The sequence below is a fragment of the Azospirillum sp. TSH64 genome, assembly GCF_003116035.1.
Lineage (GTDB): Bacteria > Pseudomonadota > Alphaproteobacteria > Azospirillales > Azospirillaceae > Azospirillum.
This window is the reverse complement of sequence record NZ_LGQW01000015.1, coordinates 517,156-537,811: the sequence shown is the minus strand read 5'-3', so window position 1 is coordinate 537,811 and position 20,656 is coordinate 517,156. Positions and strand designations below refer to the sequence as shown.

Sequence of the window (20,656 nt, the reverse complement as noted above, 5' to 3'; positions counted from 1 at the left end):
GGGTTGCGGCACTCAGGCGAACGGGTTGGCGAAGAGCAGAAGCAGCGCCACGACGAGGCAGTAGATCGCCATCGTCTCGATCATCGCCAGCCCGACGAACAGGGTTCGCGACAGGGTGTTGGCGGCCTCGGGCTGGCGGGCGATGGCCTCCATCGCCGCGGCGACGGCGCGGCCCTCGGCCAGCGCCGGTCCGATGGCGCCGACCGACACCGCCAGTGCCGCCCCCAGGATGCTGATGGCATGGACGTCCATGGTTGCTACCCTTTCTCGATGGTTCCGACGGCGCCGCCGATGAAGACCGCGGCCAGGATGGTGAAGATGTACGCCTGGACGAGGCCCAGCAGCAGCTCCAGCGCCATCAGCGGCACCGGCACGAACAGCCCGGCCAGCGACAGCACGATGGCGATGACGAACTCCCCGCTCATCACATTGCCGAACAGGCGGATCGACAGGGAGAAGGCGCGCGTCAGCTCCGACAGCAGGTTCAGAGGCAGCAGCAGCGGGCTGGGGTGGGCGAAGCCCTTCAGATAGGCCCACAGGCCGCGCCGGCGGATGCCCAGCACCTGCGACGCCAGCAGCACGATCAGCGCCAGCGCCGCCGCCGTCTCCAGGAAGGCGGTCGGCGCCTTCAGCCCCGGCACCAGCCCCGACAGGTTGGCGACCGCCAGATAGAGGAACAGCGTGCCCAGCAGCGGCAGGAAAGGCGTGGCGTCGGTCTGCATCGTCTCGCCGATCTGCCGGCGCAGCGTCTCCACCACCAGCTCCAGCACGGTCTGGACCGGACCGGGCCGCTCCACCCGCAGCCGCCGGGTCGCCAGTGCCGCGCCCAGCGCCATCGCCGCCATCAGTCCCCAGGTGACGACGACCGGCAGCGTCACCGGGACCGGGCCCAGCAGGAAGACGACCGGCGTCGTCAGCGGTGACTCGGTCATGGCGTCCTCTCCCGCGGCCCCTCCAGCGCGCCCTCCTGCATCCGCCGCTCGCGCCGGACCACGACGCTGCGCGCCAGCTGGAATCCGGCCAGCATCGCCAGCAGCGCCTCCGCCCCGCCCCAGACCGCGGCGATGGTGAAGCCGGCGGTGGCACCGGCCAGCCGCAGCAGATAGAGCGGCATCGCCCGCCGCACCCCGCCCACCGCATAGAGCCGCGCCGTCGCCGCCAGCCCGCGAAAGAACAGGGTGCCGAGCGTCAGGCCGGCCAGAGCCCCGGCAAGGATGGGGAGCAGATAGGGCGGCACAATCATGTCAGCGTTCCTGTTCGATGCGGTTCCAGGCGAGCCAGCCGCCGAGCGCGACGCCTGCAAACAGCAGCGCCGCCGTCCAGAAGATCCCGCCGCCGGCCCGCTCGTCGAGCCAGCGTCCGGCGAACAGCCCGGCCAGGGTCGGAACGATCACCAGCCAGCCGAGCGCCCCGATCAGGGCGAGGTTGCGGCCGATCGGCCGTTCGCCCTCGCGCTGCCAATGCTCCCGCCGTTCGCGGTGGCGGCGGACGCTGCCGGGAAGCGGATCCTTGTCGTCGGTCATGGCCTGTCCTCCCCGCCGTCCGCGGTGGGTGCGAATGGACCCGTGGGGCGCCGGTCGGGCCGCAGATAGGCCAGGATGTGGCGGACCGCCGCCAGATGCATGCGGCGGGCGCCGGAGCGGGCCTCTCCCTCCTCCTCCAGATTGCGGCGGAAGCGGGCGAGCACGTCGCGCTCCAGCGCGCGCAGGTCGTCGCCCGATACCGCCTCGCGCGTCGCCACGGCGACCTGCCCGCCATCGCGGATGGTCAGCACCCCGCCGTGCACGGCGCAATGGCCTTCCCGGCCGTCGGTGGTGCGCCAGCTGATGACGGAGATGGCCAGGGCGGTCAGCAGATCGGCATGGCCGGGCCAGATGCCGAAGGCGCCGCTGGCGTCTTCCGCCCGCATATGGCGGAGACCGGTGAGCGTCACGGCGACCGAGGTCGGGGTCGTGACGATGAGGGAAAGGTCGTTCATCCCGTCCTCCCGGCGCGGTCGCGCTCGCGGATCTGGTCCAGGGTCCCGGTCATGAAGAAGGCGCTTTCCGCCCAGTCGTCGCAGTCGCCGTCGAGGATGGCGCGGCAGCCTTTCAGCGTTTCCTCCAGCGGCACGCTGACGCCGCCATGGCCGGTGAAGGCCTCCGTCACCAGGAAGGGCTGGGTCAGGAAGCGCTGCAAACGGCGGGCGCGGCGCACGGCCAGCCGGTCGGCGGCGCTCAGCTCCTCCATTCCCAGCAAGGCAATGACGTCCTGCAATTCGCGGTAATGGGCGATGGTCTTGCGCACCTCCTCGGCCAGCCGGTAATGCGCCTCGCCCACCACCAGCGGGTCGAGCAGGCTGGAGGTGGAGCCGAGCGGATCGACCGCCGGATAGAGCCCTTCCGCCGCCATGGCGCGCGACAGAACGATGGAGCTGTCGAGATGGCTGAACAGCTCCGCCACCGCCGGATCGCTGAAATCGTCGGCCGGAACGTAGACCGCCTGGATCGCCGTCACCACGGCGCCGGGGGTGGAGGCGACCCGCTCCTCCAGCTCGGCGATCTCGCTGGCCAGCGTGGGCTGGTAGCCGACGCGGGACGGCAGGCGGCCGAGCAGGCCCGAAACCTCCGCACCGGCCTGGACGAAGCGGAAGACGTTGTCCATCAGCAGCAGCACGTCCAGCATCTCCTCGTCGCGGAAATGCTCGGCGATGGTCAAGGCGGTCAGGCCGACGCGCCAGCGCGCACCCGGCGGTTCGTTCATCTGGCCGAAGACGAGTGCCGTGCGGTCCAGCACCCTGGACCGCTTCATTTCCTCCCACAGCTCCTGCCCCTCGCGGGACCGTTCGCCGATGCCGGCGAAGACGGAGATGCCGGTGTGGCGCTCCACCATCTTGCGGATCAGCTCCATCACCAGCACGGTCTTGCCGACCCCGGCGCCACCGAACATCGCCGCCTTACCGCCGCGGGCCATCGGGGCCAGCAGGTCGATCACCTTGATGCCGGTCTCCATCAAGTCTCGGCGCGGATTGCGGCGGGCCAGCGGCGGCGGCCGGCGGTGGATCGGTGAGCGCGGGGTGTCGGGCGGCAGTTCCGGCCCGTCGTCGCGCGCAAGCCCCATCACGTCGAGCAGCCTACCCAGCACGGCCTTGCCCACCGGGGCGGTCAGCGGGCCGCCGGTCGGGCGTGCCGGCGTGCCGCGCCGCAGGCCGGAGGTGCCCTGGAGGGCGATGGCGCGGGCGGTCCGGGCGTCCAGATGGCTTTGGATTTCCGCCACCAGCCGCTCCGGTCCATCCCACAGGATTTCCACCGCGTCGAACAGCGGCGGCAGGGCGGCTTCGGGAAAGCGCAGGTCGATGACGGAACCGCGGACGGCAACCACCTGTCCTGGTTCCCGCTGTGGATCCGGGGCGGCAGGTCGGTCGGTGGATGGTACTTCGGCGGAAGACTGGACGGACATGGTCACTCCGGCCGGTTGGGCAGGATGGGAACCGTGCAGAATGGCGGTGGCGATGGCAGCGCTGCGGGAAGAAGCCCCACCCAACCTTCCCCCGTTGGCCGGGGGAAGGGGCGCCGGGAAGCGGCGCCGTCGGGGTGGAGGGCAACGCGTCAACCAGATCGACCACCAGACCCAAGGATAGACCTCTTCGCCGCGTTGCGGCATTGCGTCAAATCAAACCCTGTGCCCACAAATTGACTTAACCGACGCGGAGAGCGGCGTCCTGTCTTCGACCGAGCGCCCGATCCTCGACCCGGATTCGCACGGCGAGCATCGCGGTGTTGAGGAGGGAGAAGAGAAGGGCATAGCCAGCCATGCCGAAGGCGAGCGGAAGAGCGGCGATCTCCACCGCGACCGCCAGATAGTTGGGATGGTTGGTGAAGCGGTAGGGGCCGGTGCGGACCGGCGGCATTCCGTCGAGCACGACGATCCTGGTGGTCCAGCGCCACCCCAGCGTCGCCTGCACCCAGAGGCGGAGCGCCTGCATGGCGAGGAGGACCGCCAGCCAGGCCGGTTCGACGGGCACGATGCCCGGACCGTGAGTCCACAACGGGCCTCCCAGTGCTGCCTCCCAGAGGCCGGCCAGCCACCCGGCATGCAGAAGCATCATCCACGGGTAATGGCCGCGCCCATGCTCACGCGCACCTTGGGCCAACAGCGCCACGCGGTTGCGCCGGTCGATGACCAGTTCACTGAGGCGCTGCGCCGTCACCAGCAGCATGACGATGATCGGAGCTGTCACCGCATTCCCCGCCGCAGCGTGATCAGGTTGGCGGCAAAGCCGGGACCGAGCGCCAGAAGCGCCGCCCGGCCCGGCAATCCCGCCCGGCGCGCCCGGTCCAGCACGAACAGCACCGTGGGAGCGGACATGTTGCCGTGATCGGCCAGCACCGCCCGTTCATGGTCGAGGCTGCCGGTCTCCAGCCGCAGCACGTCTTCCAGCGCCGACAGAACGCGGGTGCCGCCGGGATGGCAGACGAAGCGGCCGATCCGCTCCTCCTCCGCGCCGCATTGGGCGAGCAGCCGGGCAAGGGCGGGGCGGAGATGGGCTTGCAGGAATTGCGGCAGCGCCGCCGACAGGACGATGCCGAAGCCGCCATCGTCGATGCGCCAGCCCATGATGTCCTGCGACCGCGGGAACAGATGCTGACCGGCACCCTCGATGACGGCGAAGGCGCGCTCCTCCGCACCGCCGCGCAGCACGCAGGCGGCGGCACCGTCGCCGAACAGGGCGCTCGCCACCAGATTGGCGCGGCTGCCGTCATCCTGCCGGAAGGCGAGGCTGCACAGCTCCATGGTCACGAACAGCACAATCCGGCCGGGGGGCGCCGCCAGACGCGCGGCGGTCGCCAGCCCCGCCACGCCGCCGGCACAGCCGAGCCCGAACAACGGCAGCCGCTCGATGTCCGGCCGGAAGCCCATGGCCTCGGCGAGCTGCGCCTCCAGGCTCGGCACTGCGAAGCCGGAGGAGGAGGAGACGACCACGCAATCGACCTCGGCGGGAGCGATGCCGGCATCCGCCAGGGCCGCTGTCGCCGCCTGGACGAACAGGGCCTCCGCCGCCTGCCGGTAGGCGGCCATGCGGTCGCTCCAGCCATGGGAAGTGGTGTACCAGTCGGCCGGACGGGCGCAGTGCCGCCGGGCGATGCCGGTGTTGGCGAAAACCCGTTCGAACTGGGGGAAGCCGGCAAGCCGGTCGCCGAAGATGCGGGTGGTGAGGAGGGCGGCCTCCTCTTGGGACAGGACATGGGGCGGCAGGCCGAGGCCCAAACCAAGCAAAGCCACGGGTGGGAACACGGGGGGCGGCTCCATTCGGGAAATCACGGCCGCAGCGGGGATGCTGGCGGCGCGGCGGGTGGGGAACACGCCGGCCCGGCCCTCTATTCGGTGCCGCGAAGGGGCCGAAAAAATTATCCGCGACCGAATAGCCGCCGGGGGTGGGGTGTTGTCCGCCAGCGCCGCGCTACGGCGAAGCGTTCCCCCCAAAAACTCCGGGAGAAGTATGATGAGCGTTCGTTCCAAGGCCGGAAGCACCGTCCTGGCCGGTCTTCTGTGCGCCGCCGTTCTCGGCACCGGCCTGCTGGCCCCCGTCTCCGCCCGTGCCATGGGCGACGACACCACCCCGACCTGCAAGCCGGGGGAGGTCTATGACAAGAAGACGAAGCAATGCGTGAAGCAGAGCGGCGCCAACCTCACCGACGACAACATCGCCGACTACGCCTATTCGCTGGCGAAGGCGGAGCGCTATCAGGAGGCACTCGACATTCTCGCGACGGCGCGCAACCAGGACAGCCCGGTCGTGCTGAATTACCGCGGTTACGCCACCCGCAAGCTGGGCCGCATCGACGAGGGCATCGGCTATTACCTGAAGTCGGTGGCGGCCGACCCCTCCTACGCCAAGGTCCGGGAATATCTGGGGGAGGCCTACATGCTCAAGGGGCGTTCCGATCTGGCGCGTGAACAGCTGGCGGCGATCCGCGCGATCTGCGGCACCGGATGCGAGGAGTACCGCGACCTCGAAGAGGCCATCGTCACGCCGGCCAAGGGCTGACGCCACCGGCGGAGGCGCTTCCCGCCCCAGGCGGGGGCGTTCCCGCCGCTTTGTCCGGTCATCGGGAAGGCGGATGATGGCTATCGTCGAGAGCGGCCGTGAGGCATATGGTCGGTCGCGGCCGGTACAGTGCCGAAAGGACCGGATCGTCCCGGATGCCATGCGAGGGAGCGGTGAGATCGCAAGCGAAGCGGAAGTCAGGCACGGCTTGTCCGTCACCTTGCCGCGCCTTTGGCGCTATGGCTTTGTCCTGTCGCGGCAGCGCGACTGGGCGGACGATCTGGTGCAGCAGACCTGCCTGCGGGCACTGGAACGGCACGGCCAGTTCCAGCCCGGGTCACGCATCGACCATTGGCTGTTCGCCATCCTGAACTCGGTCTGGCTGAACGAGGTCCGGGCGCGGCGGGTCCGTTTCGGCCAGGGAACCGTCGAGGCGGAGACGAGCCTGGAGGTCGACGGCGCGCGCGAGACCGAGGCGAAGGTTCTGGCGGGGCAGGTGATGAGGCTGGCCTCCGACCTGCCGGAAGCGCAGCGGGCGGCGGTGTTCCTCGCCTATGTGGAGGGCCTGACCTACCGCGAGGTCGCTGCGGTTCTAGACGTGCCGGTCGGAACGGTGATGAGCCGTCTGGCGGCGGCGCGGGCAAAGCTGGCGGACAGAATGAGCGACGGAGCGGCAAAATGACCGGAGAGAACGACGATCCCCCGATGCCCTCCGACGAGGAACTGACCGCCTTCATCGACGGCGAACTGGAGGAGGAGCGTCGCGCCCGCCTGCTCGACCTGATCGAGCGCGATCCGGCGGTCGCCGCGAGGGTGGAGCATCTTTCCCGCGCCAGCCTGCCCTACGGCGAGGCCTTCCAAACCTTGCTGGATACCGCCCCGACGGCGGACCTGCAACGCATGCTTGACGGTATGTCCGCGCCGCCGGCTGCCGCCAACGCGGCCGTTCCGCTGACCCGCCGCCGTCTGTTGGGCGCCATCGCCGCGTCGGTGGCGGCGGGCGTGCTGGGGGACCGGATGCTGGTCCGGTTGTTCGGAGCCGCCGACGGCGACGACCTTGCCGACGATGACGGCGGACCGGACCGGGAGCGCCACTGGCATGGCGTGGTCGCGCAATATATGGGGTTGTACACGCGGGAAACGCTGGGCGGGTCCACGCCCGTCCACGACATCCAGGCGGCACAGCTCGCTGCCCTGAACCGGCCGCTCAACCTGTCCCTGACCCCGGAGGCGGTGGAGGTCGCCGGAGCGGAATTCCGCCGGGCGCAAATTCTGTCCTATGACGACATGCCGCTGGCCCAGATCACCTATCTCGATCCGCGGAGCGGTCCGCTGGCGCTATGCATCCTGCGCCGTCCCGGCAGCGTGCGCGGGGTGGAGCAGGAAATGCGCCGCGGGCTGTCCATCGCCTATTGGAGCGGGCCTGACCATGCCGCCATTCTGATCGGCCGGTTGCCTCCCCAGGATCTGACGGCCAAGGCCGAAGTGGTCCGGGGGAGGCTGGCGATCTGATACGCTTGTCGCTCCGGCCGGGACGGGCTCGCCGATGGCGGCGCCGTCCCGGCCGGAACGCCTCAGCCCATGAACCCTCAGCCGATCTCGAACTTGATCCCCTGGGCGAGCGGCAGGGCGGAGGAGTAGTTCACCGTCGCGGTCTGGCGGCGCATGTAAGCCTTCCAGGAATCCGACCCCGACTCACGACCGCCGCCGGTCTCCTTCTCGCCGCCGAAGGCGCCGCCGATTTCCGCACCGCTCGGGCCGATGTTGACGTTGGCGATGCCGCAGTCGGACCCGGCGGCCGACAGGAAGCGCTCCGTCTCACGCAGGTCGGTGGAGAAGATGCAGGAGGACAGGCCCTGCGGCACGGCGTTCTGAAGCGCGATGGCCTCCTCCAGCGTGTCGTAGGTCAGGACATAGAGGATGGGCGCGAAGGTCTCGTGCCGCACCACCTCGGTCTGGGCCGGCATCTCGACGATGGCCGGGGTGACGTAGTAGGCGTTGGGGAAGTTATCAGTCAGCGTGCGCTCGCCGCCCGTCACCGTGCCGCCCTCGACCTTGGCGGACTCCAGGGCGCGCTGCATCGCCTTGAAGGCGTCGGCATCGACCAGCGGACCCATCAGCACGCCGGTCTCCAGCGGGCTGCCGATCGACACGGAAGCGTAGGCCGCCTTCAGGCGCGGCAGCAGCTGGTCCTTGACCGAGCGGTGGACGATCAGGCGGCGCAGCGTGGTGCAGCGCTGGCCGCAGGTGCCGACGGCGGAGAACAGGATGGCGCGCAGCGCCATGTCGAGATCGGCCGACGGCGCCACGATCATGGCGTTGTTGCCGCCCAGCTCCAGGATCGAGCGGCCGAAGCGCTCCGCCACCACTTTGGAGACCTCGCGGCCCATGCGGGTCGAGCCGGTGGCCGAGACGATGGGGAAACCGGGATGGGCGACCAGAGCCTCGCCAATCTCACGGCCGCCCTGGACGACCTGGGACAGGTTGGCCGGCGCGTCGCCAAAGCGGGCGACGGCACGGTCGAAGATCACCTGGCAGGCGGCGGCGGTCAGCGGGGTCTTTTCCGACGGCTTCCAGACGACCGGGTCGCCGCAGACCAGCGCCAGCGCCGCGTTCCACGACCACACCGCCACCGGGAAGTTGAATGCGGAGATGACAAGGCAGGGGCCGGCCGGGTGCCAGGTCTCCCGCATCGTGTGGCCCGGACGCTCCGAGGCGATGGTCAGGCCGTAGAGCTGGCGCGACAGGCCGACGGCGAAGTCGCAGATGTCGATCATCTCCTGCACTTCGCCCAGGCCTTCCTGGTAGATCTTGCCGGCTTCCAGCGAAACCAGACGGCCCAGATCCTCCTTGGCGGCGCGGAGTTCCTCGCCCAGCAGGCGGACCAGCTCGCCGCGGCGCGGGGCCGGCACCGAGCGCCACGCCTCGAAGGCGCGGGCGGCGTTGGCGACGATGTCCGAAACCTGCGACGGCGCGGTCTCCGCCACCGTGGCGAGCGTGGCACCGTCGACCGGCGAACGGGCGGTGAGCCCGGCTCCGCTGGAAGTCAGGCCGAAACGGGAGAGGATGTCGCTGTGCTGCACCGGGGTGGCTCCTTGGGTCAAAAAGCGAGGCATATGATGTTCCCTGTCCCATGCCGGGAGAGGGTGTATTCTCTCAGATCACTTTCCCTTCCCGGCGGCACGGATCTCGGAAAGCGTCCGGCTGGGGGTCAGGGCCTCGGGGTCGAGCTTGATGTGGATGATCGCCGGCAGGCCGGACGCGCGGGCGCGCTCGAAGGCCGGGGCGAACTGCGCGGTGGTCTCCACCGTCTCGCCATGACCGCCATAGGCGCGGGCGAAGGCGGCGAAATCGGGATTCTGCAGGCGGGTGCCGGACACGCGGCCGGGATATTCGCGTTCCTGATGCATGCGGATGGTGCCGTACATGCCGTTGTCGACGACCAGCACGATCACGGCGGCGCCCTCCTGCACGGCAGTGCCGAACTCGATCCCCGTCATCTGGAAGCAACCATCGCCGGCAAAGCACAGGACATCGCGGGTGCGATGCTGAAGCTTGGCTGCGATGGCGGCCGGTAGGCCGTAGCCCATCGAGCCGCAGACCGGTGCCGCCTGGGTGCCGAAGCGGCGGAAGCGGTGGAAACGGTGGATCCAGGTGGCGTAGTTCCCAGCACCGTTGGTGAAGATCGCGTCATGCTCAAGCCGTTCGTCCAGCCACGCCATGATGCGGCCCATCTGCACGTCGCCGGGGATGGCGTCGGGCGGGGTGCTCCAGGCGTCGTAAGCGGCATGGGCCGTTTCGGCGCGGGCGGCCCAGCCGGGCTTGGCGGTCACGCTCAGCCCGGCCATCGCCTCGAGGAAAACGGCCGGCGTGGCGACCATGCCCAGCGTCGGGCGATAGACGCGGCCGACCTCCTCGGCGCCGGGGTGGATGTGGACCACCGCCTTGCCCGGATTTGGAATGCCCAGCAGGTCGTAGCTCTGCGACGGCACTTCGGAGAAACGGTCGCCCAGCAGGATCAGCAGGTCGCTGTCCTTGACCAGCGCCGAAAGCTTGGGGTTGATGCCCAGCCCGATGTCGCCGGCATAAAGCGGGTGGCAATGGTCGAACAGCATCTGGCGGCGGAAGGTCACGGCCACCGGCAGGACCAGCCGTTCCGCGAAACGCTGAAGTTCAGCGACCGATTCCCCGGTCCAGCGGGAGCCGCCGACGACCAGCAGCGGTCGTTCCGCCTTGTCCAGCAGGGCGCCGAACGACGCCACCTGCGCCGGCGTGGGGGCGCCATCCACGGTCTCCGCCCGCGGGGCGACGGGGACGTCCGCGGTTTCCGTCAGCGTGTCTTCCGGCAGGGCCAGCACGACCGGGCCGGGGCGGCCGGCCATCGCGGTGTGGAAGGCGCGGGAGATCATTTCCGGCACGCGGTCGGCGCTGTCGATCTCGGCGACCCATTTGCACATGCCGCCGAACAGCTTGCCGTAATCCACCTCCTGGAAGGCATCGCGGCCGCGCATGCCGCGCTCGATCTGGCCGACCAGCACGACCAGCGGGGTCTCGTCCTGCTGGGCGACATGGATGCCGGAGGCGGCATTGGTGGCGCCGGGGCCGCGGGTGACGAGGCAGACGCCGGGACGCCCGGTCAGCTTGGCCTGCGCCTCCGCCATCATGGCCGCGCCGCCCTCGTGGCGGGCGACAACCATCTCGATCGGACTGTCGTGCAGGGCGTCAAGCACGGCGAGATAGCTCTCGCCCGGAACGCCGAACACCCGCCGCACGCCCTGCGCCTCCAGCGCCTCGACGATCAATTGACCACCGGTCTTCATCGCGAACCCGCCCCGCCCTGCCTATGGGAAATTCCCGGATCTCCAGGATATCGAGCGTGCCGTGCCGCGCGCCAGGGTGCAAACGACTTTCTTTCCACAGGTCATGAGCTTTGGTAATGAAGCGGCCATGGATCTGCAGCGCCGCCTTCTTCCGTCCATGAGCATGCTGTCCGCCTTCGAAGCGGCGGCCCGCACCGGCAGTTTTACCGCCGCGGCGGCCGAACTGTCGCTGACCCAGGGAGCGGTCAGCCGGCAGATCAAGGCGCTCGAGGAGCAGATCGGCACCGCCCTATTCATTCGCAAGGGCCAGCGGGTGACGTTGACCCCGACCGGCGCGCTCTATGCCGATCCGATCCGCGACGCGTTGCGCCAGATCGCGGCGGCCACGGTGCGGACCATCGCAGCCCCCAAGGGCGGCGTGTTGAACCTCGCCATCCTGCCGACTTTCGGCACGCGCTGGCTGGTGCCGCGGCTGCCGGCCTTCCAGACGGCGCATCCGCAGGTGACAATTCACTTCACCACCAAGCTGGCACCCTTCGATTTCCGTCTGCACGATCTGGATGCGGCTATCCATTACGGCTTCGGCGACTGGCCCGACGCCGTCTGCGACCATCTGCTGGATGAGGAGGTGCTGCCGGTCTGCTCCCCCGCATTCCTCAAGGCGCATCCGGTGGCGGAACCGGGGGACCTGCTGTCCCTGCCGCTGCTGCACACGAGCACGCGCGCCGATGCGTGGAACGAGTGGCTGTCGGCACAGGGGCTGCCTCCCCGGCCCGGTGCCGGCATGGTGTTCGAACAGTTCGCCACCACCGCCCAGGCGGCCGAGGCCGGGCTGGGCGTCGCCCTGCTGCCGACCCTGCTGGTCCGTGCCGAGCTTGACGACGGCACCCTGCTCCCCGCCATCGACCGGCCCCACCGCAGCGCGCGGGCCTATTACCTCGTCCACCCCCGCGGCAAGGCCAACCACCCGCCCTTTGCCGCCTTCCGGCAATGGCTGCTGGCCGAGGCGCGGGGGGAGCAGCCTCAGGCGTAGCTCACACCGCCGCCAACTCTCCGACCCCGTCTCCGTTGCGCCGAACCGTCATCCGCCGGTCGTGGAAGGCGGCGAGGCTGGGACGGTGGCCGATGCTGACCAGCGTCGTTCCGGGCAGGCGTGCGCGCAGCAGGCCATAGAGCCGCTCCTCCGTCTCCGGATCGCAGGCCGAGGTCGCCTCGTCGAGATAGAGCCAGTCGGGCTTGTGCAAGAGGGCGCGGGCAATGGCGATGCGCTGCTGCTCGCCACCGGACAGGCGTTGCGACCAGTGGTCCTCCTCCGCCAGACGGTCGGCGAAGCCGGCCATGCCGACAGCGTCCAGCACCTCGCGCACCGCCTCGTCCGGGAAGGCGTCGGGAGTGGCGGGGTAGGTGACGGCGGCGCGCAGGGATCCGATGGGCAGGTAGGGCTTCTGCGGCAGGACCATGCTGCCGTTGGCCGCGGTGGTACCGCCGGCCGCCATAATGCCCCCTGGCAGCGCGATCTGGCCGCGGCCGAAGGGCCAGATGCCGGCGATGGCGCGCAGCAGGGTGCTCTTGCCCGACCCCGACGGGCCGGTGATCAGCAGGGACTCGCCCGGCTGCACCGTCAGGTCGGCGCGGACCAGCGGCGTGCCGCCGTCCGGCAGGGTCAGCGCCAGCCCGTCCAAAGTGAGGGCGCCGTCGGTCGCCGCAATGCGCTCCACCCCGGCATGGTCGCGGGCATCGGCGCGGACAGCTTCCATGGCACGGTGGAAGCCGGTCAGGCGGCTGGTGGTGGCGTGCCAGTCGGCGAGGTTCACATAGGCGTCGATGAACCAGGACATTGCCCCCTGCACCTGCCCGAAGGCCTGCGAGGTCTGCATCAGCGATCCCAGTGGCAGGGCACCGCTGAAATAGCGTGGAGCCGCGACCAGCAGCGGAAAGATGATGGCGATCTGCCCATAGGCCGAAGTAAACCAGACCAGCCGCTTCTGCGTGCGCATCAGCGACCACCAGTTGGCGACGACACGGGCGAAGCGGTCGCCGAAACCGCGCGCCTCCTGCACCTCGCCCTGTTGCAGGGCGACGCTCTCGGCATTCTCGCGCAGGCGGACCAGGGAGAAGCGGAAGTCGGCCTCGTACCGTTGCTGGTCGAAGCTGAGCCGGGCCAACGGCTTGCCGATCTTGTGAGTGATCCAGGTGCCGCCGACGGCATAGACCAGCGCCACCCACACCATATAGCCGGGCAGGTCGATGCCCAGCCAGGGGATGGTGACCGATCCCGACAGGCTCCACAGGATGGCGAGGAAGGAGACCAGAGAGACCAGATTGGTCATGAAGCCAAGTGACAGGCTCAGCGTCAGCTGGACGAAGCTGCGCAGATCCTCAGCGATGCGCTGGTCGGGGTTGTCAGTGCCAGTGTTGGCGAATTGCAGGCGGTAATAGGTCTGGTTCTCCAGCCAGTCACCGAGATAGCGCTCGGTCAGCCAGCGGCGCCAGCGGATTTGCAGCATCTGGTTGAGGTAAAGGCGATAGACCGCCACCGCGATGAAAACCAGCGCCAGACCGCCGAACACCAGCAGGGCCTGGATGAATCCAGCCTGATCCTTCTCCTGCAAGGCATTGAAGATGTCGGCGTTGATCTGGGTGAACCAGACCTCCATGAACACCGCCGCCAGATTGAGGACGACGATCGCCGCCAGCAGGCCGCGCGCCGCCCATTTTTCGTCCGACGACCAATAGGGCTTGGTCAGCCGCCAGACATCGGACAGGAATTGGCGGGCGGCGGACAGGCGTCCGGAAGAGGACGGTGGGGAATACGCACGCGCGGGCATTGGTTGGGCACTCGCAAGCGGTCGGGACGATGCTTGCCGATTACCACCCTTTGCCGCAACTGAGGCATGAAATCGCTGTCACTTGCCGCGGATCATGTCCCAGCTCGCCATCAGCGCCCCGCCGGCGATCAGCGCACAGGCGGCCCAGACAGCCCAGCCGCCGCTGGCCTGCCCGAACAGGATCAGCAGCAGCGTCGAGGCCGGCGGCACGGCATAGGACAGCACGCCCAGCGCCCGGATGTCGCCGCGCTTCATTCCATGGTCCCAGACGAAGAAGGCCAGCCCGTCCGGACCGATGCCGAGGGCCAGCAGGACCAGCCATCCCAGCGCCTCATTCGGCCAGACGGTGGCATCCTCGAACAGCAGATGCCCGGTCAGGCCCAGCAGGGCGGTGACGAGGCAGAAGCCGCTGACCGCTTCGGTCGGGACGGAGCCGAAACGGCGTGACAGGACCGAATAGGCGCCCCAGAGCAGCGCCGCCGCCAAGGCCGCACCGTAGGCGGGCAGGTTGCCGCCCAGGGTGCCGGCGTCCAGGTGCAGTCCGCCGCTTCTCCCTGAAACGATCAGCGCGGTGCCGGCCAGCCCGCACAGCGCGCCGGCCACATGCGCGGCCTTCAGCCGCTCCCCCGGCAGCAGGGCGGAGAACAGGACGATGCAGAGCGGCCAGAGATAGTTGATGAGATTGACCTCCACCGCCGCCGATGGCGCCAGATGGAAGGCAAGGAACAGGCAGGCGTGATAGCCGAACAATCCGCCGACGCCGACCAGCCAGACGGGCAATGGCTGGCGCAGGGCCGCGATCACGCTGCGGCCGCGCAGAACCGCGACGCTGCTGCCGGTCAGAAAGGCCAGCCCGAAGGTGACCGCCACCAGTTGCAGCGGCGGCATGGCGCTGGACATAGAGGTCAGCAATGCCGCCGTCGCCCACAGCAGGATGGCGATGGAGCCGATGCCGGTGGCGCGCCGCACCTCCGCCATCGATGGCGTGGCGGCGGATGACCGGGACAGGACAGGGCTGGGCAGGGCGGAATTGGGAAGGGTGTCGGCGCTCATGCGGGGGTGCATAGCCTATGGGTCAGCCGCCCGCAATGGCTGTCGGGAGCGGCGTCTTGTCACCCGATTCCCGTCAACCGGCCCAGCCGGTGGGCCAGCGGTGCCAGCGGTGAACGAAGCCCGCCTCGCGCTCCAGCATCAGGCCCAGGCGGATCAGGCGCCGTTCCTCACCCGGCCGGGCGATCAGCTGGATGCCGAAGGGCAGCCCGTCTCCGGCAACCGGCAGGGTCAGCACGGGAAAACCGATCAGCGTGACGATGGCCGTGACACCGAGATAGTCCAGGATCGACCCCACCGGCTGCCCGTCGATGACGGTCACCTCGCCTTCCTCGTTCGGCCAGGGCAGCACGCCGCAGGCCGGGGCCGCCAGCACGTCGATCTCCTCGAACAGCGCGACGAAGCGGCGGTACAGTGCCGTGCGGGCGGCCTGCGCTTCCAGATAGGCATCGGCGGTGATGCCCGCCCCAGCCTCGATGTTCCAGCGGATGGTGTCGGTCAGCGCCTCGCCATGCTTGGCCAGCATCGGACCGAAGGCATGGCGGGTCTGGGCGGCACGCAGCGTCCGGAAGGTCGCCATGGCGTCGCCGCAGTCGGGATGGCAGTGCGTCACCGGACCGGCGACCCGCTCCAGCCGGTCGATCGCCTCGGCGAAGCGCTCGCGCACAGCCTGGGAAACGGTGGCGGCACCGAAATCGACGGTGGCACCCAGACGCGTTTCCGACCCTTTATCGCGGCCGCCGAACAGGGAGGTCGGGTCGCGGAGATCGCTGCCGGCCATCGCCGACAGCAGCAGCGCGCAGTCGGCCGTGTCGCGGGCCAGAACGCCATGGGTCGCCAGCGTGTCCCAGCCCAACGCCCGCCCCGGTGCCGGGATCAGTCCCGGCGTCGGCCGGATGGAGGCGATGCCGCAGAAACTCGCCGGAATCCGCACCGATCCGCCATAGTCGGTGCCATGCGCCAACGGCGCCATGCCGACCGCGACCGCCGCCGCCGATCCGCCGCTCGACCCGCCGGAGGTCAGGTTCGGGTCGGCCGGGTTGCGGGTCGGACCGTAGAGGCTATTTCCGCAGATGGCGCCGAAACCGAACTCCGGCGTGTTGGTCTTGCCGATGACGATGCCGCCGGCCGCCTCGATCCGGGCGACCGCGATGTCGCTATGGGCTGGCACATGGTCGGCATAAAGCGCGGAGCCGTAGGTGGTGCGGATGCCGGCGGTGTCGGTCAGGTCCTTCACTGCGACCGGCATACCATGCAGTGGTCCGACGGGCGACGGCAGGGCGTCCAGCAGGTCGGCGCGGGCGAGGGCATCGTCGGCGGCGACAGTCAGGAAGGCGGACAGCGCCGGCTCGGCCGCGGCGATGCGGTCCAGATGCGCCTCGACCGCCTCGCGGGCCGACAGCCCGCGCCGGGCCAGCCGCGCGGCGAGGGCGACGGCGCCTTCCCGCCACAGCGGGGTGTCTTCTCCGGTCATGCGTCTTCCCGTTTCCCGCCTTCCAACTTTTGGGCCGACGGTAGCGCGAAACCGGTGGTTTGCCCAACGAAGCGTCGGACAGGGCAGGGCTGCGTCAGCGCTGCTGCCCGGCCGAGGCGCGGCAGTCGTTCAGGATGTTGCCGACAGTCACCCGTTCCCGCTCATCCATGGTCAGGCTCCAGCGTGCCTTCACCAGGACCCAGTCGGCGACATAGAGGCAGATGCCGTCGCGCTTGGGCGGCAGCCACTCCTCCGGCCCCTTGGAGCCCTTGGCGCGGTTGGCCTCGCGGCTGGAAACCAGCAGGGTCAGCGGATCGCTGGTGTCGTTGGCGTAAGCGGCGCGCTTCTCCCGGCTCCAGTCATAGCCGCCGCTGGCATAGGCCTCCTCCAGCGGCACGCGGTGGTCGATGTCGACCATCTGCGGGTCGGTGTAGCGCTCGCCGGTGTAGGGATCGAGCCAGTCGCCGGACTTCACGCCGCAGCCCTTGGCGTCGAGCGTCGCCGGGCGGCGGGAATCGCGGATCAGCACCTTCTCGCGGGCATTCAGGCAGCCGCCGTCGAGCGCCAGCCAGTGCGGCCATTCCTCGCGCTGATAGCCCTTGCGCTTTTCGGGTTCCACCCGGATGCCGTCGAGCTGGCGGGCGACCTCGGCATAGTCGATCCGGTCGGCGGGGCGGGCGACGACCGACGGCGGAGGTTCGGCGGGCTCCTGCTTGCGCGGCTGGCGCGGGCGGTGGGTTTCCTCGCCCAGCAGACGGTCCAGGGTGCCGGGCGGGATGATGTGGAGCCGCTCGGCCACCGCGACGACGGCGAGGATCGCGAGGACGATCAGCAGCGCCCGGATGGGAAGGGATCGGCGGCGGGCCATGGTGCGCTCATCCTGATGGCGGCGTCCTCTCCCGGGGCGGGAGATGGAGTTTAATCCGCCCCCTCATACCCCGGTATCGGATCCAACCTCAAGGCATGCGGCCGGTCAGGGTGGCGCTCAGTCCCTGGAGCAGGCCGACCTGGCACACGGTGTCGAAGGTGGAGCGCAGCAGCGACGGGTCGCCGATCGACACGCGGATGTCGCCGGCCCGCGGTTCGGTGTGGCTGCGGCGAACCTTGCTGCCGCACAGTTCCTGCAACACTTCCAGCAGCATAACCAGCGAGGTCGCGCGTCCGGTGCAGAGGTTGTAGACCTGCGCGCCGGAAAAGCGCCGCTCCATCGCCAGCGCGAGGATGCGCACCACGTCGCCGACGAACACGAAGTCGCGGACCTGCTGGCCATCGCCATGGATCTCCACATCCTCGCCGCGGGCGACCCGGCGGGCGAAGATGGAGATCACGCCGGAATAGGGCGACATCGGATCCTGGCGCGGGCCGTAGACGTTGAAGAAGCGGAAGCCGACCGTCGGCACCCCCTGGATCGCCCAGGCGACACGGGCGTGCATCTCGCATCCCAGCTTGTCGACGCCATAGGCGGACAGCGGGCGCGGCAGCTCGTCTTCATTCAGCGGGGTGTTGCTGTTGTCGCCGTAAATGGCGGCAGAGGAGGCGTAGACCACCGGGATCGGACCGCCGCGCTTGGCGTCACGCGCCGCCTCGAACACGGTGACGGTGCCCAGCAGGTTGGTGCGGTGGGTTTCCGCCCACAGCTCCCGCGATTTCTGGACCGACGCCACGGCGGCAAGATGGAAGACGCCGTCAACCCCCTCGCCGGCATCGCCGGCCATTGCCTCGCGCACCGCGTCGGGATCGGCCACGTCGCCCACCACCAGCTGCGCGGCGCTTGGCTTGTTCTCCAGCCTGCCGCTCGACAGGTTGTCGAGGATCGTCACCCGATGCCCGTCGGCCAGCAGCCGGTCGGCCAGATGCGAGCCGATGAAACCGCAGCCGCCGGTGATGAGGTAATGCGCCATGGTCGGTCCAAGCCCTTCCTTCGTTGCACCGGCTTTGCCGCGTTGCAGCAGGGTCGCCGGAAATCCCCTTCAAGAGTCGGGAGACAACCGGCAGCTTGCCAGACCATCTTCGGGATAGGGTGACCCCCCAACAGGGGAAGCGGCGTGCTCCGTCCGGCGACGGCGAGGGCGAATCGGCAGCGCTTCCTCCATGACAGTTTCCGGACAGGCGGGACCGATGGTTCAACAGGGTTATCCACCACCTTGTCCACGGTTCTGTGGATAACCATGGTCAAGCTTGTGAGGTTCGAACGCGAGTCACGCCGGTCACACTGGTGCAGAAATGCTGCTGTGTACGAACGGTTGCTTGGCCGGATCCTTTGCTGCAAAGCACAACGCCAGCCCACACGAAAAGCCCCGCTGTGGCGGTTGTGCCACGGCAGGGCCGTTCGATGGCTGCGGAAGATGCTGTGGACGACAGTCCGGCTTGCGCTTGGCCCGACTATGCCCGTTCCGGCGTCAGCCTTGCTTGGGACCGATCGTCTCGGCCTTCACGGTGGCGAAAGCCCAGTCGAGCCAGGGCAGGACCGCCTCCATATCCTCGTTCTCCACGGTGGCGCCGCCCCACAGCCGCAGGCCGGGGGGCGCATCGCGGTAGGAGCCGGCGTCGAAGGCGGCCTCCTCCTTCTCCAGCAGGGCGGACAGCTTCTTGGCGAAAGCGGCCTGGGCCTCCTCCGACAGGGCGGTCACCTCCGGATCGGTGAAGCGCAGGCAGATCGAGGTGCAGGAGCGGTTGGCCGGATCCTTCGCCAGGAAGCCGGCCCAGCTGCTGGCCTCCTCCCATTCGGAGACGATCCGCAGATTCTGCTCCGACCGGCGAACCAATTGGGTCAGGCCGCCCAGCGACAGGGCCCAGCGCAGGCCGTCAATGGCATCCTCGACGCAGAGCATCGACGGGGTGTTGATGGTGTCGCCTTCAAAGATGCCTTCGATCAGCTTGCCGTTCTTGGTCATGCGGAAGATCTTCGGCAGCGGCCGGTCGGGCTGATAGCTCTCCAGCCGTTCCACCGCGCGCGGGCTCAGCACCAGCATGCCGTGCGCGGCTTCGCCGCCCAGCACCTTCTGCCAGGACCAGGTGGCGACGTCGATCTTGTGCCAGGGCAGTGCCATCGCGAAGGCGGCCGAGGTGGCGTCGCAGATGGTCAGCCCCTCACGGTCGTCGGCGATCCAGTCGCCGTCGGCCACCCGGACGCCGGCGGTGGTGCCGTTCCAGGTGAAGACGACGTCACGGCTGAAATCGACCGTCGACAGATCCGGCAACTCGCCATACGGCGCGATCAGGTTGCGGACGTCCGGCAGCTTCAGCTGCTTGGCGACGTCGGTCACCCATTCCTTGCCGAAGCTTTCCCAGGCCAGCATGTCGACGCCGCGGGCGCCCAGCATCGACCACAGCGCCATCTCCACCGCTCCGGTGTCGGAAGCCGGGACGATGCCGATGCGGTAGTCGCCGGGAATGCCCAGCACCGCGCGGGTGAGGTCGATGACCTCCTTCAGCTTGGCCTTGCCCGGCTTGGAGCGGTGGGAGCGGCCGAGCAGCGCGCCGTCGAGCGCGTCGAGCGACCAGCCCGGACGCTTCGCGCAGGGACCCGAGGAGAAGAGCGGAGTGTTGGGCCGGCGGCTCGGCCGGCTGGCGCTGCTGGAAGTCATGGGGCGAACTTTCTGGGGCGAACTTCCTGTCCCGGAACGGGAATGTGCGGAGGTCCGGACCTTAAAAGCTGCGCCTGTCGTCGTCAATCGAGGGTGTGGCGAAGGATACGGGACCCAGCATGGCCTCGGCCGCAGGTCCCGCACCGGTCGCCGTCTACTTGCTGCGGCCGATCTTGCCGTTGCGGTAGGTCCAGGCGGCGTCAGCTCCACCACCCGGCTGGGGCATGGAAACCGTCAGGGTGTCGTTGTCGATGGTGACCTGGGCGGCGTCGCTGCAGGAGCCGAAGGGATAGGAGACCGTCGGCTGCGGGCCGCCGACCTCCAGGATGCGGAAGCGGGTCGGGCAGTCCTTGGCGCCGGTGTCGGACTGGAACAGGGCGATCCAGCGGTCCTTCATCGAATAGGCACCGACGAAGGACAGCAGGTCGCTTTCCTTGTCGTCGAACACCGGCTTGTCGTTCACCGCCACCTGGGTGTGCTTCGGCCCGATGTCGGTCATCGTCAGCACGGTGTTGCCCAGCGCCGCCATCAGGCGCGGCTCGGCCGCGCTGGCGGAGGTCGCGATCCCGCAGGCGATCGAAAGGCTGCCCACCACCGCGGCGCACACACTAAGAACCCGCAAATGCCGTCTCCCTGGCTGCTGCGCCCCGGCGGGGCGGCTTTACCGAACGGCGCGCACCTTAATGCGGTGGGCGCTCCGCCGGAAGCCGTCCTTTTCGGTGCCGGTGTGCGGTCAGCGGCGGATTAGCGGATGTTGACGCTGAGACCGAAGCCCGGAACCACCGGCTGCGGCGCATAGACGACGGGCGGCGGGGCATAGATCACCCGCGGCGGCGGGGGCGGTGCGTAAACCACGGGCGGCGGCGCAT

The 20,656-nt window shown here is 69.3% G+C and carries 21 protein-coding genes; 4 read left to right on the top strand and 17 right to left on the bottom strand.

Translation table 11 applies throughout. The features are described from left to right. Nucleotides 1-12 precede the first annotated feature (12 nt). From TSH64_RS03930 to TSH64_RS03895, 8 genes are all read right to left on the bottom strand, one after another. Nucleotides 13-252, bottom strand: a complete 240-nt coding sequence (locus TSH64_RS03930) for a F0F1 ATP synthase subunit C (protein ID WP_012977203.1) — start codon at nucleotides 250-252, stop codon at nucleotides 13-15. 5 nt (nucleotides 253-257) lie between these two features. Next, the gene (locus TSH64_RS03925) at nucleotides 258-932 is read right to left on the bottom strand and encodes a F0F1 ATP synthase subunit A (RefSeq protein WP_109095643.1); all 675 of its coding nucleotides are present in this window, start codon (nucleotides 930-932) and stop codon (nucleotides 258-260) included. Continuing rightward, entirely contained in the window at nucleotides 929-1,243 is a 315-nt protein-coding gene (locus TSH64_RS03920; RefSeq protein WP_247872737.1) for an ATP synthase subunit I, read from the bottom strand. Before TSH64_RS03920 ends, TSH64_RS03925 begins: the two co-directional genes overlap by 4 nt. Nucleotide 1,244: 1 nt before the next feature. Continuing rightward, the gene (locus tag TSH64_RS03915) at nucleotides 1,245-1,523 is read right to left on the bottom strand and encodes an AtpZ/AtpI family protein (protein ID WP_109095642.1); all 279 of its coding nucleotides are present in this window, start codon (nucleotides 1,521-1,523) and stop codon (nucleotides 1,245-1,247) included. Then, nucleotides 1,520-1,978 carry a F0F1 ATP synthase subunit epsilon gene (locus TSH64_RS03910; RefSeq protein WP_109095641.1) on the bottom strand — a complete coding sequence of 153 codons (459 nt, stop codon included), beginning with the start codon at nucleotides 1,976-1,978 and terminating at the stop codon, nucleotides 1,520-1,522. The genes TSH64_RS03915 and TSH64_RS03910 overlap by 4 nt, the downstream gene beginning before the upstream one ends. Beyond that, entirely contained in the window at nucleotides 1,975-3,438 is a 1,464-nt protein-coding gene (gene atpD, locus TSH64_RS03905) for a F0F1 ATP synthase subunit beta (RefSeq protein ID WP_109095640.1), read from the bottom strand. Before atpD ends, TSH64_RS03910 begins: the two co-directional genes overlap by 4 nt. Before the next feature lie 238 nt (nucleotides 3,439-3,676). Then, nucleotides 3,677-4,219, bottom strand: a complete 543-nt coding sequence (locus TSH64_RS03900; protein WP_109095639.1) for an isoprenylcysteine carboxylmethyltransferase family protein — start codon at nucleotides 4,217-4,219, stop codon at nucleotides 3,677-3,679. Beyond that, nucleotides 4,216-5,274, bottom strand: a complete 1,059-nt coding sequence (locus TSH64_RS03895; protein WP_109095638.1) for a type III polyketide synthase — start codon at nucleotides 5,272-5,274, stop codon at nucleotides 4,216-4,218. Before TSH64_RS03895 ends, TSH64_RS03900 begins: the two co-directional genes overlap by 4 nt. A 208-nt stretch (nucleotides 5,275-5,482) precedes the next feature. Between TSH64_RS03895 and TSH64_RS03890 the strand changes: the two genes are divergently transcribed. From TSH64_RS03890 to TSH64_RS03880, 3 genes are all read left to right on the top strand, one after another. Continuing rightward, entirely contained in the window at nucleotides 5,483-6,028 is a 546-nt protein-coding gene (locus TSH64_RS03890) for a tetratricopeptide repeat protein (protein ID WP_199237449.1), read from the top strand. 208 nt (nucleotides 6,029-6,236) lie between these two features. After that, complete coding sequence (locus tag TSH64_RS03885; RefSeq protein WP_199237447.1) at nucleotides 6,237-6,710, top strand: RNA polymerase sigma factor; 474 nt, start codon at nucleotides 6,237-6,239, stop codon at nucleotides 6,708-6,710. After that, nucleotides 6,707-7,540, top strand: coding sequence for a Fis family transcriptional regulator (locus TSH64_RS03880; protein WP_109095636.1), 834 nt, complete (start codon nucleotides 6,707-6,709; stop codon nucleotides 7,538-7,540). Before TSH64_RS03885 ends, TSH64_RS03880 begins: the two co-directional genes overlap by 4 nt. A 77-nt stretch (nucleotides 7,541-7,617) precedes the next feature. Here TSH64_RS03880 and TSH64_RS03875 read toward each other — a convergent pair whose 3' ends face one another. Both TSH64_RS03875 and TSH64_RS03870 read right to left on the bottom strand, forming a co-directional pair. Beyond that, the gene (locus TSH64_RS03875) at nucleotides 7,618-9,111 is read right to left on the bottom strand and encodes an aldehyde dehydrogenase family protein (RefSeq protein WP_109095635.1); all 1,494 of its coding nucleotides are present in this window, start codon (nucleotides 9,109-9,111) and stop codon (nucleotides 7,618-7,620) included. 78 nt (nucleotides 9,112-9,189) lie between these two features. Further along, complete coding sequence (locus tag TSH64_RS03870) at nucleotides 9,190-10,848, bottom strand: thiamine pyrophosphate-binding protein (protein ID WP_109095634.1); 1,659 nt, start codon at nucleotides 10,846-10,848, stop codon at nucleotides 9,190-9,192. A gap of 127 nt (nucleotides 10,849-10,975) precedes the next feature. Between TSH64_RS03870 and gcvA the strand changes: the two genes are divergently transcribed. Further along, nucleotides 10,976-11,881, top strand: a complete 906-nt coding sequence (gcvA, locus tag TSH64_RS03865) for a transcriptional regulator GcvA (protein ID WP_109095633.1) — start codon at nucleotides 10,976-10,978, stop codon at nucleotides 11,879-11,881. Nucleotide 11,882: 1 nt separating this feature from the next. Here the strand turns inward: gcvA and TSH64_RS03860 are convergent, their stop codons facing one another. The 7 genes from TSH64_RS03860 to TSH64_RS03830 all read right to left on the bottom strand — a co-directional run bounded on the left by TSH64_RS03860 (nucleotide 11,883) and on the right by TSH64_RS03830 (nucleotide 20,409). Continuing rightward, nucleotides 11,883-13,676 carry an ABC transporter ATP-binding protein/permease gene (locus tag TSH64_RS03860; protein WP_109095632.1) on the bottom strand — a complete coding sequence of 598 codons (1,794 nt, stop codon included), beginning with the start codon at nucleotides 13,674-13,676 and terminating at the stop codon, nucleotides 11,883-11,885. A gap of 78 nt (nucleotides 13,677-13,754) precedes the next feature. Further along, nucleotides 13,755-14,729, bottom strand: coding sequence for an EamA family transporter (locus tag TSH64_RS03855; protein ID WP_109452246.1), 975 nt, complete (start codon nucleotides 14,727-14,729; stop codon nucleotides 13,755-13,757). 73 nt (nucleotides 14,730-14,802) lie between these two features. Continuing rightward, entirely contained in the window at nucleotides 14,803-16,200 is a 1,398-nt protein-coding gene (locus TSH64_RS03850; RefSeq protein WP_109095631.1) for an amidase, read from the bottom strand. Between the two features lie 94 nt (nucleotides 16,201-16,294). Further along, nucleotides 16,295-17,068, bottom strand: a complete 774-nt coding sequence (locus tag TSH64_RS03845) for an HNH endonuclease family protein (RefSeq protein ID WP_109095630.1) — start codon at nucleotides 17,066-17,068, stop codon at nucleotides 16,295-16,297. Between the two features lie 88 nt (nucleotides 17,069-17,156). Next, complete coding sequence (locus TSH64_RS03840; RefSeq protein WP_109095629.1) at nucleotides 17,157-18,101, bottom strand: SDR family NAD(P)-dependent oxidoreductase; 945 nt, start codon at nucleotides 18,099-18,101, stop codon at nucleotides 17,157-17,159. Between the two features lie 498 nt (nucleotides 18,102-18,599). Then, nucleotides 18,600-19,787 (bottom strand): phosphoserine transaminase, encoded by a 1,188-nt coding sequence (locus TSH64_RS03835; RefSeq protein ID WP_109095628.1) that lies wholly within the window; start codon nucleotides 19,785-19,787, stop codon nucleotides 18,600-18,602. 154 nt (nucleotides 19,788-19,941) lie between these two features. Next, nucleotides 19,942-20,409 (bottom strand): hypothetical protein, encoded by a 468-nt coding sequence (locus tag TSH64_RS03830; protein ID WP_247872736.1) that lies wholly within the window; start codon nucleotides 20,407-20,409, stop codon nucleotides 19,942-19,944. Nucleotides 20,410-20,656: the final 247 nt, after the last annotated feature.